The organism is Paraburkholderia kirstenboschensis, assembly GCF_032806925.1.
Taxonomy (GTDB): domain Bacteria; phylum Pseudomonadota; class Gammaproteobacteria; order Burkholderiales; family Burkholderiaceae; genus Paraburkholderia; species Paraburkholderia kirstenboschensis.
The window spans coordinates 1,634,964-1,647,661 of record NZ_CP136512.1; the positions used below are offsets into that span (position 1 = coordinate 1,634,964).

12 protein-coding genes are annotated in these 12,698 nt (G+C 62.7%); 10 read left to right on the forward strand and 2 right to left on the reverse strand.

Features of this window, described 5'->3' with window-relative positions; translation table 11 throughout:
* Nucleotides 1-10 precede the first annotated feature (10 nt).
* The 8 genes from RW095_RS16155 (at nucleotide 11) to RW095_RS16190 (ending at nucleotide 8,940) form a co-directional block, all read left to right on the forward strand.
* The gene (locus tag RW095_RS16155; RefSeq protein ID WP_317016915.1) at nucleotides 11-922 is read left to right on the forward strand and encodes a DNA-methyltransferase; all 912 of its coding nucleotides are present in this window, start codon (nucleotides 11-13) and stop codon (nucleotides 920-922) included.
* Between the two features lie 47 nt (nucleotides 923-969).
* The gene (gene trpA, locus RW095_RS16160) at nucleotides 970-1,782 is read left to right on the forward strand and encodes a tryptophan synthase subunit alpha (RefSeq protein ID WP_201703367.1); all 813 of its coding nucleotides are present in this window, start codon (nucleotides 970-972) and stop codon (nucleotides 1,780-1,782) included.
* An 80-nt stretch (nucleotides 1,783-1,862) separates the two neighbouring features.
* The gene (gene accD / locus RW095_RS16165) at nucleotides 1,863-2,735 is read left to right on the forward strand and encodes an acetyl-CoA carboxylase, carboxyltransferase subunit beta (RefSeq protein WP_012428630.1); all 873 of its coding nucleotides are present in this window, start codon (nucleotides 1,863-1,865) and stop codon (nucleotides 2,733-2,735) included.
* 186 nt (nucleotides 2,736-2,921) lie between these two features.
* Nucleotides 2,922-4,232, forward strand: a complete 1,311-nt coding sequence (folC, locus tag RW095_RS16170; RefSeq protein ID WP_317016919.1) for a bifunctional tetrahydrofolate synthase/dihydrofolate synthase — start codon at nucleotides 2,922-2,924, stop codon at nucleotides 4,230-4,232.
* 29 nt (nucleotides 4,233-4,261) lie between these two features.
* A complete protein-coding gene (locus RW095_RS16175; RefSeq protein ID WP_317016920.1) occupies nucleotides 4,262-5,227 on the forward strand; it encodes an SPOR domain-containing protein in 966 nt (321 codons plus the stop codon).
* Between the two features lie 7 nt (nucleotides 5,228-5,234).
* A complete protein-coding gene (locus tag RW095_RS16180) occupies nucleotides 5,235-5,729 on the forward strand; it encodes a CvpA family protein (RefSeq protein ID WP_317016921.1) in 495 nt (164 codons plus the stop codon).
* A 145-nt stretch (nucleotides 5,730-5,874) separates the two neighbouring features.
* Nucleotides 5,875-7,425 carry an amidophosphoribosyltransferase gene (purF, locus tag RW095_RS16185; RefSeq protein ID WP_020071046.1) on the forward strand — a complete coding sequence of 517 codons (1,551 nt, stop codon included), beginning with the start codon at nucleotides 5,875-5,877 and terminating at the stop codon, nucleotides 7,423-7,425.
* Nucleotides 7,426-7,749: 324 nt separating this feature from the next.
* Complete coding sequence (locus tag RW095_RS16190; protein WP_317016923.1) at nucleotides 7,750-8,940, forward strand: O-succinylhomoserine sulfhydrylase; 1,191 nt, start codon at nucleotides 7,750-7,752, stop codon at nucleotides 8,938-8,940.
* A gap of 126 nt (nucleotides 8,941-9,066) precedes the next feature.
* Here the strand turns inward: RW095_RS16190 and RW095_RS16195 are convergent, their stop codons facing one another.
* Together RW095_RS16195 and RW095_RS16200 are read right to left on the reverse strand one after the other, a co-directional pair.
* Nucleotides 9,067-9,843, reverse strand: coding sequence for an AraC family transcriptional regulator (locus tag RW095_RS16195; protein WP_317016925.1), 777 nt, complete (start codon nucleotides 9,841-9,843; stop codon nucleotides 9,067-9,069).
* Nucleotides 9,844-9,877: 34 nt separating this feature from the next.
* Nucleotides 9,878-10,219 (reverse strand): FKBP-type peptidyl-prolyl cis-trans isomerase, encoded by a 342-nt coding sequence (locus RW095_RS16200; RefSeq protein WP_006047612.1) that lies wholly within the window; start codon nucleotides 10,217-10,219, stop codon nucleotides 9,878-9,880.
* 184 nt (nucleotides 10,220-10,403) lie between these two features.
* On the opposite strand from RW095_RS16200, the gene RW095_RS16205 reads away from it, so the two are divergent.
* Nucleotides 10,404-11,207 (forward strand): sensor histidine kinase, encoded by an 804-nt coding sequence (locus tag RW095_RS16205; protein WP_317016931.1) that lies wholly within the window; start codon nucleotides 10,404-10,406, stop codon nucleotides 11,205-11,207.
* Nucleotides 11,208-11,299: 92 nt separating this feature from the next.
* Nucleotides 11,300-12,643 (forward strand): hemolysin family protein, encoded by a 1,344-nt coding sequence (locus RW095_RS16210; protein WP_317016932.1) that lies wholly within the window; start codon nucleotides 11,300-11,302, stop codon nucleotides 12,641-12,643.
* Nucleotides 12,644-12,698: the final 55 nt, after the last annotated feature.

Consider the following 12,698-nt stretch of genomic DNA (forward strand, 5'->3'; position numbering starts at 1 on the left):
CGCCGCAACGATGCGTGACGAGTTCGACGAGCCGCAACCGGCGACCGCTGAAATAACGCCGGCCGGCGAACTTCTGACGCCGGAGGCGCCTGCTTTGCTTTTGCCGCAGGTGCCTGCGGGCATCCAGTTGTTGAACCGCGATTTTCTGATCGATGTAGCGAACATTCCTGACGGGTCGATCGACCTGATCCTATGCGATCCGCCATATGGGCTCGGCAAGGATTACGGCAACGACTCCGACATGCGAACCGGCGACGATTTTCTGGCCTGGACGCGCGGCTGGCTTGAGCTGGCAATCCCGAAGCTCAAGCCGTCGGGCTCGCTTTATATCTTTTGCACGTGGCAGTACGCGCCGGAAATCTTCAGCTTCCTGAAGACAAAACTCACGATGATCAACGAAATCATTTGGGACCGGCGCGTGCCGAGCATGGGCGGAACGGTGCGCCGGTTTACTTCGGTGCATGACAACATCGGCTTTTTCGCGATGTCGAAAGATTACTATTTCGACCTCGATCCCGTCCGCATCCCGTACGATGCAGTCACGAAGAAGGCGCGTTCGCGAAAATTGTTCGAGGGCAGTAAGTGGCTCGAGCTTGGCTATAATCCGAAGGACGTCTGGTCTGTATCGAGGCTGCACCGGCAACACGCCGAGCGCGTCGATCATCCCACGCAAAAGCCCTTGGAGATTGTCGAGCGAATGGTGCTGGCAAGTTGTCCGAAGGGCGGCCGCGTGCTGGACCCTTTCATGGGCAGCGGCACCACCGCAGTCGCTTGCGCCCGCCAGCAGCGCGAATTCGTCGGCTATGAGATCAATGAAAGCTACTGCGCGATAGCGCGCGAACGCGTGAGCGCGGCTGCTGCCGCGCCCGCAACGCGTCGGCCGGCCAAAGCCAAGGCTCAGCGGCAAACCGAAGTCCAATGACGCAACGCGCCGAGCGCCAGCGCAGTAGCTCAATCGAGAATAACTCCATGTCCCGTATCAAGAACACGTTCGCCGCGCTGTCCGCGCAAGGCAAAAAAGGCCTGATTCCTTTCATGACGGCCGGCGATCCCGATCCGGCCCGCACGGTCGAATTCATGCACGCGCTTGCCGCAGGCGGCGCCGATGTGATCGAGCTCGGCGTGCCGTTTTCCGACCCAATGGCGGACGGTCCGGTCATCCAGCAATCGTCCGAGCGGGCACTCGCACACGGCGTGTCGCTGCGCCGCGTGATCGCGGACGTCAAACGCTTCCGCGAGACCAACGACACCACGCCGGTCGTGCTGATGGGCTACGCCAATCCCATCGAACGCATGGGCGCGGAAGCCTTTGCGAAGGCAGCGAACGAAGCGGGCGTCGACGGCGTGCTGGTGGTCGACTATCCGCCGGAAGAATGCGCTAACTTCGCCGAAAAAATGCGTTCCGCGGGCATCGACCCGATCTTTTTGCTGGCGCCCACTTCGACCGACGAACGTATCGCGGAAGTCGGCAAAATAGCCAGCGGCTATGTCTATTACGTCTCTTTGAAAGGCGTGACCGGAGCAGCAAATCTGGACGTTTCCAGCATCGCGAGTAAAATCCCGGCGATCAAGTCGCGCGTGCCCCTGCCGGTGGGCGTCGGTTTTGGCATCCGTGACGCCGAAACGGCGCGTCTCGTGGCCGAAGTATCCGATGCCGTTGTGATCGGCAGCCGTATCGTGCAATTGCTCGAGCAGACGGCTCCCGAAGCCGCCGCCGGGACGCTCACGCGCTTCGTCGCCGAAGTGCGCGAGGCGCTCGATAGCGTCGCGACCGCCCGATAACAGTAATTTTGTCGTCTGTAGTGCGAGCGGCGGGGTTTGTCCCGCCGTTTGCTCGACCGTTGACCCCAGAAGGATTGAATATGAGCTGGCTCGATAAGCTGCTACCGCCGAAAATCAAACAAACCGACCCGAAGAACCGCAAGGGGATTCCGGAAGGCCTGTGGATCAAGTGCCCGTCGTGCGAAGCCGTGCTGTACCGCAACGACGTCGAGGCCAATCTGCACGTTTGCCCGAAGTGCGATCACCACATGCGTATCGGCGCGCGCGAGCGGCTGGACGGCCTGCTGGATCCGGAAGGCCGCTATGAAATCGGCCAGGAAATCGTTCCGGTCGACGCCCTCAAGTTCAAGGACAGCCGCAAGTACCCCGACCGCCTGAAAGAGGCGATGGACGACACCGACGAAACCGACGCAATGGTCGTCATGGGCGGCGCGATCCACACGCTGCCAGTCGTCGTGGCCTGTTTCGAATTCTCGTTCATGGGCGGTTCGATGGGCTCGGTGGTCGGCGAGCGCTTCGCGCGCGGCGCCCAGAACGCGCTCGAGCAAAAAGTGCCGTTCATCTGCTTCACCGCTTCGGGCGGCGCGCGCATGCAGGAAAGCCTGCTCTCGCTGATGCAAATGGCGAAAACCACCGCCATGCTGACCAAGCTTGCCGAAGCCAAGCTGCCGTTTATCTCGGTGCTGACCGATCCGACCATGGGCGGCGTCTCGGCGAGTTTCGCTTTCCTCGGCGACGTCGTGATTGCGGAACCGAAGGCGCTGATCGGCTTCGCCGGCCCGCGTGTGATCGAACAAACTGTGCGTGAAAAGCTGCCGGAAGGCTTCCAGCGCGCCGAATTCCTGCTGACGAAGGGCGCCATCGACATGATCGTCGACCGTCGCAAGCTGCGCGAAGAACTCGCGCAATTAATGGCGCTGTTGAGCCATCAGCCGGCGGACGCCGTCGCGTAAGCGGCGCTTGACCGGCACGGTCCGTCGAACGCCGTCCTCGTCGAAAAGCAGTAAAAACAGCGCGCCGCGTGAGCAATCAAGCGGCGCGCTGTCATTTCCGGGATAATCACGGTCTCACCTGCAGCACCATGTGCCGTCCCGCGCATGTTCGTCGCACCGCTCAATGATTTTCTCGCGATTCTCCCGATGACCACATTCCCCACCCTCGACGCGTGGCTCACGCACCTTGAATCCGCGCATCCGGTCGGCATCGACATGGGTCTCGCGCGCATCAGTCAGGTCCGCGACGCGATGCAGCTGTCGTTCGCGTGCCCGGTGATCACGGTTGGCGGAACGAACGGTAAAGGCTCGACGTGCGCGATTCTCGAATCGATCCTGCTGCGCGCCGGTTTTGCCGTAGGTTGTCATACTTCGCCGCATTTGCTGTCGTTTAACGAGCGCGCGCGGATAAACGGCCAGATGGCGAGCGACGCCGATCTGCTGTCGCACTTCGAGAAGGTCGAAACCGCACGAGCGAGCCTTCCCGAGCCCGTCTCGCTCACTTACTTCGAATTCACGACGCTGGCGATCATGAGCCTCTTTGCGTCGCGCGGACTGGACGCGGTGATTTTCGAAGTCGGCCTGGGTGGCCGCCTCGACGCGGTCAATATTCTGGATACCGATTGCGCGATCATCACGAGCATCGACATCGACCACACCGAATATCTCGGCGACACGCGAGAAAAAATAGCGCTCGAGAAGGCTGGCATTTTCCGGGCGGGCAGGCCGGCGATCTGCGCGGACCCGGTTCCGCCGCAAACGCTCATCGACTATGCCCAGCAGATTGGCGCCGAATTGTGGCTATTCGGCCGCGATTTTCGCTACGAAGGGCAGGCCGGCAGCGAGCGCCAGCAATGGAGCTACGTCGGCCCGACGCTGCGCCGGTCCGCGCTCGCCTATCCGGCGTTGCGGGGCGCGAATCAATTGATCAATACGTCCGCGGCGCTGGCCGGTCTGGAGGCGCTGCGCGATCGTCTGCCGGTCTCGGCCCAGGACATCCGGCTCGGTCTCGCGAACGTCGAATTGCCCGGGCGTTTCCAGGTTCTGCCGGGCAAGCCGGCAGTCGTGCTGGACGTCGGTCACAATCCGCATGCGGCCGCCGTGCTGAGCCAGAACCTCGGCAATATGGGCTTTTTCCCGTACACCTACGGTGTGTTCGGCATGATGGGCGATAAGGACATTGCCGGCGTGCTCGCGCATCTGAAGGGCGAGATCGATCACTGGTGTGTGACCGATCTGCCGACGCCGCGAGCGGCATCGGCGGAAGAACTGGAAGCCGCCTTGCACGCGCAAGGCGTGGGCGACAGCGCCGACAGCACGGTGACGCGCTACGCCACGCCCGCCGAGGCGTACCAAGATGCGCTAAAGCGGGCGTCAGAGAATGATAGAATCGTGGTTTTCGGCAGCTTCTATACGGTAGCGGGCGTCATGTCCTACCGTAAATCGCAGCAACACTGAACGGGCGCCACGCTCGAACCAAGCGATTCATGGGAATTTTCTCGTTCGGCAAGAAAGACGACGCGCGCAGCCGGCGCGACGCAAACACCAGTTCCACCCGGGCTGCCCGTAGCGAGCGCGTGGAGCGGCGGACCCGCCGCACGGAGCGCACCGTTGAAGCCGATGCGATGCTGCTCGACCCCACGTTGCCCGAAAAGCAGCGCGCGCGGCGTCGGCTGGTTGGTGCAATCGCAATGGTCGTGGCGGCGGTGGTCGTGCTGCCCATGGTGCTGGACTCGCATCCGAAACCTGTTACCGACGACATCTCCATCGACATTCCGAGTCGCCCGGCACCCAAGCTCGCGCGGCGCGAAGAAGACACTCAGGCGGGCGTAGCGCCGGACAATCCGACGCCCGACGCAGCGCTCGCGGCTTCGGGCCTTGCGCCCGCTACCACCGCCGCGCAAACGCAGTCAGGCGGCGCAAAGAAGAACGCAACCCAGGAAGCAAAGCAGGACGCCAAGCCGGCGGAAGCGAACCCGAATCCGGCGCCTGCCGCCAGAGCGGCTGCGAAGCCGCAGGCGCCCGCCGTCGCCGCCAACTCCGCGCCTGCGCCCGCACCCGCGCCGGCCACCGCAGCGCCAGCAGTTGCGGCGAAGCCGGCCGCCAAGCCGGCACCGCACAGCAATGCAACGGCCGCGGCGCCATCGGCGGAGGAATCCAACTCCGCCGCCAGTACGGATGCGAATTCCGGCACGCCGGCCTCGCCGCCTGGCAGCCGTTTTGCCGTCCAGCTCGGCGCTTTTGCAAACGAAGCGAACGCGCGCAGTTGGGCGACCAAGTTGAAAGCGGCCGGAGTGCCCGCATATACCGAACATCGGAAGCAGGCTGACGGCACATCGCTCACGCTTTTGCGTGCCGGGCCGTTCGCGGACCGGGCAGCGGCAAGTGCCGCAATTGCAAAGGTTCGCGAGGCCGGCCTGGCGTCGGGCGTGAACAACGGCGCGGCACAGTAAGCGAGCGATGTTCACTGCCTTCGACTACGCTGTAGTGGCGGTAATCGGTTTATCGGCCTTGCGCGGCACATGGCGCGGTTTTCTGTCCGAGGTGTTCGGGCTCATTGGCTGGATCGCGGCGTTTTTCATTGCGTGCCGCTTCGTCGGTTATGTCGTGCCGTATATTCCGTCCACGTGGCCGGGCGGCGCGTTGACGCAGTGGCTGCTGGCCTTCGCGTTGGTGGCTATCGGTGCGGTGCTGGTGGCGAGCGTGCTGAACGCGCTGCTTAGCCGCATCGTGCAGGCTACCGGCCTGAGCGGCGTGGACCGCTCGCTCGGTTTGATGTTCGGCCTCGTGCGTGGGGTCGTTCTGGTGCTGATTCTGGTCGCCCTTGCAGGCTTGACCGAATTGCCCCAACAGGAATTCTGGCGCAACGCCTTGCTGCGGCCATATGCGGTAGAGGGCGTGCACGTAATGAAACCGCTGCTTCCGGAGACGCTCGCTGCCTACGTCCGCGTGTGACGAGCAAATGAGTGTCCAAGGAACGCCGCAGGAATCCGGCTCAAACCGGCTGCCTCTACATCATGTCGCGAACCCGTCGCGTCATATCGTGCGCTTGCGAGGCACCGGCCGCTCTGACGAATTTCGTACCTTTGAAGGACATGCCATGTGCGGCATCGTAGGCGTAGTTTCCCATTCTCCGGTCAACCAGCTGATCTATGACAGCCTGCTGCTCCTGCAGCACCGCGGTCAGGACGCCGCCGGCATCGCCACGGCGAACGGCAGCAATTTCCACATGCACAAGGCCAACGGCATGGTGCGCGACGTGTTCCGCACGCGCAACATGCGCAGCCTGCCGGGCAACACCGGCATCGGCCAGGTGCGCTACCCGACCGCCGGCTCGGCGTCGAGCGAAGAAGAAGCCCAGCCGTTCTACGTGAACGCGCCGTTCGGCATCATCCTCGCGCACAACGGCAATCTGACCAACTGGCAGCAGCTGAAAGATGAGATGTTCCGCATCGATCGCCGCCACATCAACACGAATTCCGACACGGAAGTCATGCTCAACGTGCTAGCGCACGAATTGCAGCTTTCGAGCTCGGGCCTGCAACTGGATCCGGCTGCCCTCTTCAAGGCCGTGTCGGGTGTGCATCGCCGGGTGCGGGGTTCGTATGCGATCGTTTCGCTGATCGCCGGCTACGGCCTGCTCGGCTTCCGCGATCCGTTCGGCATTCGCCCGCTTTGCCTCGGCAAGCAGGAAACGGCGGAAGGCGTCGAGTGGATTCTCGCGTCGGAGTCGGTGGCGATCGAAGGTATCGGTTTTGAGTTCGTGCGCGATATCGCGCCGGGCGAAGCGATTTTCATCGACATCGAAGGCAATCTGCATTCGCAGCAGTGCGCGACGAACCCGAGCCTGAACCCCTGCATCTTCGAGCTCGTGTATCTGGCGCGTCCGGATTCAGTGCTCGACGGCGTGCCGGTCTACAACGTGCGTCTGCGCATGGGCGACTACCTCGCCGAAAAGATCAGGCGCGAGCTGCCTGACGTCGCAATCGACGTTGTGATGCCGATTCCCGACTCGTCCCGTCCGGCCGCAATGCAGGTGGCGAAGAAGCTGGGCGTCGAGTATCGCGAAGGCTTCTTCAAGAACCGTTATGTCGGCCGCACGTTCATCATGCCGGGCCAGGCGGTGCGCAAGAAGTCGGTGCGCCAGAAGCTGAATGCCATGGGCATCGAGTTCAAGGGCAAGAACGTGCTGATCGTGGACGACTCGATCGTGCGCGGCACCACTTCGCATGAAATCGTGCAGATGGCGCGCGATGCCGGCGCGAACAAGGTGATTTTCGCTTCGGCGGCGCCGCCGGTGAAATTCCCGAACGTCTACGGTATCGACATGCCGACGCGTGGTGAACTCGTCGCCCATGGCCGCTCGGACGAAGAAGTGGCACGCATGATCGGCGCGGACCATCTCGTCTATCAGGACGTCGACGCGCTCAAGCAAGCCGTGCGCGACATCAACCCGGCGCTGAAGGAGTTCGAAGCGTCGTGTTTCGACGGCAACTACGTGACCGGTGACGTGACCACGGAGTATCTCGACCGCATCGAAACCGCGCGTCTCGCACCGTCGTCGCAGTCTGATCGCGACGCCGCGAGCGAAGCGATCGACGGCGGCGGCCCAGCGCGCTCGCAGCTGCATTTGCAGTTGTCGGTGGGCTGACTTCAGAACTGCCGTTCGCGGCATGGCGCGCCTCGCTGCACGCCGCGCCGCGAGCGTGTTAGCATGACAGCTTGCGTCGATTTGATCTCAGCTTGCGGACGCGGGGCAACCCAAAACAGCTAAAGCGAATGGTGGACAAGCTGCAACCATCCGCCTCCGCTCCAGCTTTGCCCCGCACATGAAGCCCGCTTGTACCGACGCAAAAGCGCCGGCACAGAAGCGGGCTTTTTTGTTGCTGCCGTTCGGCCGCGGTTTCGCCGCATATCAACCGCATACAAACCGCGCACCGAACGCAGTCATGGAACATTGGAAACCACAACGAACATGGACGACTCCCTGAACTTCGACACGCTGGCAGTCCGCTCGGGCACGGTGCGCAGCGACTTCAACGAGCATTCGGAAGCGATTTTCCTGACGTCGAGCTTCGTCTTCGCGAGTGCCGCGGACGCAGCCGAGCGCTTCAAGAATTCCGAGGACTATTACACCTATTCGCGCTTCACCAACCCTACCGTCTCGATGTTTCAGGACCGTCTTGCCGCGCTCGAAGGCGGCGAAGCGTGCATGGCGACTGCTTCCGGAATGGCCGCGATCATGTCCGTGGTGATGTCCACGCTGCAAGCGGGTGACCACCTGGTCAGTTCGCAGGCGTTGTTCGGTTCGACGCTCGGCATGTTCTCGCAGATTTTCAGCAAGTTCGGCATCACGACGACGTTTGTCGATCCGACGAATCTGGACGCGTGGAAAAACGCCGTGCGTCCGGAGACGAAGATGTTCTTCCTCGAAACGCCGTCGAATCCGCTGACCGAGATCGCCGACATTGAAGCAATCAGCAAGATCGCCAAAGCCGCAAATGCGTTGTTCGTGGTCGACAACTGTTTCTGCAGCCCGGCCTTGCAACAGCCGCTGAAGCTTGGCGCCGACGTCGTCATGCATTCGGCCACCAAGTTCCTCGACGGCCAGGGGCGCGTGCTGGGCGGCGCGCTGGTCGGCTCGAAGAAGTTCATCATGGAAAAGGTGTTTCCGTTCGTGCGGAGCGCCGGGCCGACGCTGTCCGCCTTCAACGCATGGGTGTTGCTCAAGGGCATGGAAACGCTGTCGCTGCGCGTCGAAAAGCAGTCGGCGAATGCGCTTGAAATCGCACGCTGGCTCGATAACCATCCCGCTGTGAATCGCGTGTTTTATCCTGGCCTCGAGTCGCATCCACAACACGCGCTGGCCATGCGTCAGCAGAAGGCCGGCGGCGCGATCGTCTCGTTCGAGTTAGAGGGCGACACGCCGGAACAGATGCGAGCGAACGCCTGGCGTGTGATCGACAGCACGAAAATCTGCTCGATCACCGGCAATCTCGGCGACACGCGTACTACCATCACCCATCCCGCGACGACGACACACGGCCGCGTGACGCCCGAAGCACGCGCTGCCGCAGGCATTACCGAAGGCTTGATTCGTCTCGCCGTGGGGCTGGAGAACGCAGCGGATATCCGCGCCGATCTGGAGCGCGGTCTAGCAGGCTGAGGCAGTCTGCGTTATCGAAAAGTGTGAGTACATGGCGCGCTGAGCTTGTCAGTCAGCGCGCCTTTTTCATGCGTCAATGCCTGGCGGTTCGCCGCGTCATTGGGTCAACGCTCAGCGGCGCGACGCTCAATGCCGCAACGCGCGCCACTGGCCGGGCGCGAGACCAAACCGTCGCGTGAACGCGTGCGTATAAGCGCTTTGATCGCCGAAGCCGATGTCCAACGCGATGTCAGTCAGCGAGAGCCGTGGATCGGCGAGTAGCACGAGCGACGTATCGAGCCGCAGCCGCTGCAAATAACGATGCGGCGTTTCGCCGAACGCTTCGATAAAAAGTTGGTGAAAGCGCCGCATGCCGAAGCCGCAATGCGCGGCGAGATCGGCGATACGCAGCGGGTCTGATAAATGCGCGCGCAGCCAGCGGTCGATTCTGGCGAAGTCGAGTCCGGCGGCCGGGGCTTCAGTGCCTTTGATCGCCGCGCCCGCCACCAGGGCTGCGCCCAGGCGTGCGGCAGCGTCCCAATGGAAACGACGGGCGTCGAGATCGTCCGCCGGCAAACCGTTCGCGGCGCGCGACGCAATGCGCTGAATGAGTTCAGTGAGCGGCGCGTCGACAGTGACGGCCCGCGCGCGGTCGAACAGACGCTCGGGCACGGCGAGCGTCGTAGCCGGAAGATCCAGCACCAACTGCCGGTTCTCGCCGAGCCCGGCGTAATCGTGCCGCGCGCCCGCGGGAATGAGCCAGGCGCAGTGCGCGTCGATTTGTTGCGCGACACCGTCCACCGACATCACCATCGCGCCGTGGAGCCCGAGCACGACCTGGTGAAAGTCGTGCACGTCCGACGCTTGCGCCGCTTCGAAGCGGCGCAGCGAAACGCTGGGTGCGGTAACGGCGGCGTGCGTCATCGGAAATGCGCAATGGCAAAAAGCAAACGACGATTCAGACGTCGAGCAATTCGACTTCGAACACGAGTGTTGCGTTGGGCGGAATCACGCCGCCCGCGCCCCGCACGCCGTAGCCGAGTTGCGGCGGAATGGTCAGCTTGCGCGTGCCGCCGACCTTCATGCCTTGCACGCCTTCGTCCCAGCCCTTGATGACCATGCCGCCGCCCAGCACGAACGCGAACGGGTCGTTACGGTCCTTGCTCGAGTCGAACTTCTGACCGTCGGTCAGCCAGCCGGTGTAGTGCACGCTGACGGTCTTGCCAGCAACCGCTTCCGCGCCCGTTCCTTCAACGATGTCTTCATACTTCAAGCCGGATTCGGTAGTCACAGTCGACATGTGTCGCTCCTCAGTTCAAAAACGTAAAACCGACATTGTAGGCGCGTTGGCGCAGTGCGGTCGAACAATGCCGCGTGGCACGACGATTGCGTTCCAGCCGTCCATCCGGCCAGGGTGGTGGCGCCCGGCGGCATGCCTATAATGGGGCTTTCCCAATCATCATGCATTGCCAGAGAGGTCGATCGTGACAACGTCTTCAACCGGGTCCCCTGGCGCACAACCGGTGACTTCCGGCTTCGCCGTATCCGAACGCACCGCGCACTTGCGCGCTGAATCCGCGCTGTTCATGCGCGACCACGTGCTCTCGCTGGTATCGCACGATCTGCGTGGTCCGTTGAACGCTATTCATAGCTGGGCTTACGTGCTCGAGCGTAAGCTCGACCCCAACGATCCCAATTCGCAGCGCGCGGTCACCGGCATCCGCAATGGCGTCGACCAGCAGGTCAAGCTCCTTGAGACGATCGTCGACGCCACGCGCGCCGAGACCAAATCGCTCGCGCTCGTTTATGAGCCGTTCCCGCTTCATCCGCTACTCCATGAAACCGCCGAAGAGGTGCGCTCGGGACTCGCGCGTTCGCGACGCGTGGAGATCGCGATCAACTCGCAGCTCGCCACTGAGCAACTGAATGGCGATCGGGAGCGGCTCGCCGCCGCGCTGTGGCTGATGCTCACGTTTGCCGTCGAATCCAGCGCAGAAGGTGCGACTGTCACGCTTGAATCGCGCGCGGATGCAACCAGCTGGCATGCGGCTGTCACGTACGTGACGAGCGCCGCACTGGACGATCCATCGCTGCCTCATGTGCTCGAAGCGTTCGCGCGCAAGCAGGCCCGCGAAACGCGGGAAGCGAATCGCATCGCGTGGGTACTTGCGCTCAGCAAGCGTGTCGCGCAAGCGCATGGCGGCAGCTTCGATCAGCATGACGCCACTGAAGCCGCGCCGGCCACGCTCGCATTGCGCGTTCCGTTGAGCGCGTCGTCGGCCAGATGAACGGCCACGCCCCGCGCGTGTGGTTCGCGTTTAACTTTTCGGCGAGCTTTCAACCTCTATACTGACAACTTTTGTCGCCGGAGCCGTCCGCTTTGATCCAGGTTGTCGCCCTTATCGGTGCATTGTTTCTCGTCGCCCTGAACGGTTTCTTCGTTGCCGCCGAATTCGGTCTGGTCAAATTGCGGCAGACGCGCGTGCAGAGCCTCGCCGAAAGGCATGGCATGCGCGGCCGTCTGCTCGCCAAGGTGCATGGCCGCCTCGACGCCTATCTCTCGGCCTGTCAGCTGGGCATTACGCTCGCGTCGCTCGGCCTGGGTTGGATCGGCGAGCCTGCGTTTGCCGAACTGCTCACGCCGCTCTTCAGCCTCGCCGGCGTGGAATCCGAAAAGCTGATCCACGGCATTTCGCTTTTCTTTGCGTTCTCCTGCATTTCGTTTCTGCATATCGTGGTGGGAGAACTCGCGCCGAAGTCGCTCGCAATTCGCGAAGCGGAAAAGGTTTCGCTGTGGGCCGCCACGCCGTTGTACGGCTTTTATTGGGCGATGTATCCGGCCATCTGGGTGCTCAACACGAGTGCCAATGCGGTGCTGAAGCTCGCCGGCCTGAACGCCGACCATGCACACGACTCGCACTACTCCACCGACGAACTGAAGCTGATCCTGCGCAGCCGCCGCACGAACGTTGCGTCGGAACGCGGCGCGCCGGAAGACGCGTATAGCCAGGACGAGTGGAACACCATCGCGCATTCGCTGGATTTTTCGCGCATGACGGTGTCCGACCTGATGCGCCCGTCGTATGAAATGATCGGCTTGCGGCTCGACTTGCCGCTGCGGGAGAACATGCAGGTTGTGGCGCGGCATCGCTTTAGCCGCTATCCGTTGTTGGAGGACGCCTCCGGCGAGCGCGTGGCCGGCATGATCCATTTGAAGGATCTGCTGCTGGCGCGCCATGCCGGCAGTACGCTCGACGATCTCACGCAGTACGCGCGCCCCGTTCAATACGTCAAGCCGGAAATGCCGGCGCTCGAACTGTTTCGCCGCTTCCGCAAAGGCGCGCCGCACTTTGCGCTGGTCGGTCACAAGAACTCGAAGCCTATCGGTTTCCTCACGCTCGACAACCTGCTCGGCGCGCTGGTCGGCCAGATTCACGACGAATTCCGTCAGGGCGACGCCGACTGGACCCGCATGGACGACGGCACGTTGATGGGCAAGGGCAGCTTGCCGGTGGTGTCGCTGGAGCGCGCGTTGGGTATCGACATTGACGAAGGCAAGGCCGAATCGGTTGGCGGCCTCGTCATTCAGGCCCTCAACGATCTGCCCACAGAAGGGCAGCGCGTCGAGTTCGATCGCTTCGACGTCGTCGTGAAAAAGATGAAGGGTCCGCGCATCGTGCTGGTACGCGTGTACCCGAAGGTGTTCGACGACGAAGGCGGTTAGAGTCTCGCGACTCCAACGCCTTCGTTCTGGTTCGACAAGCCGACAGTCAGGACGC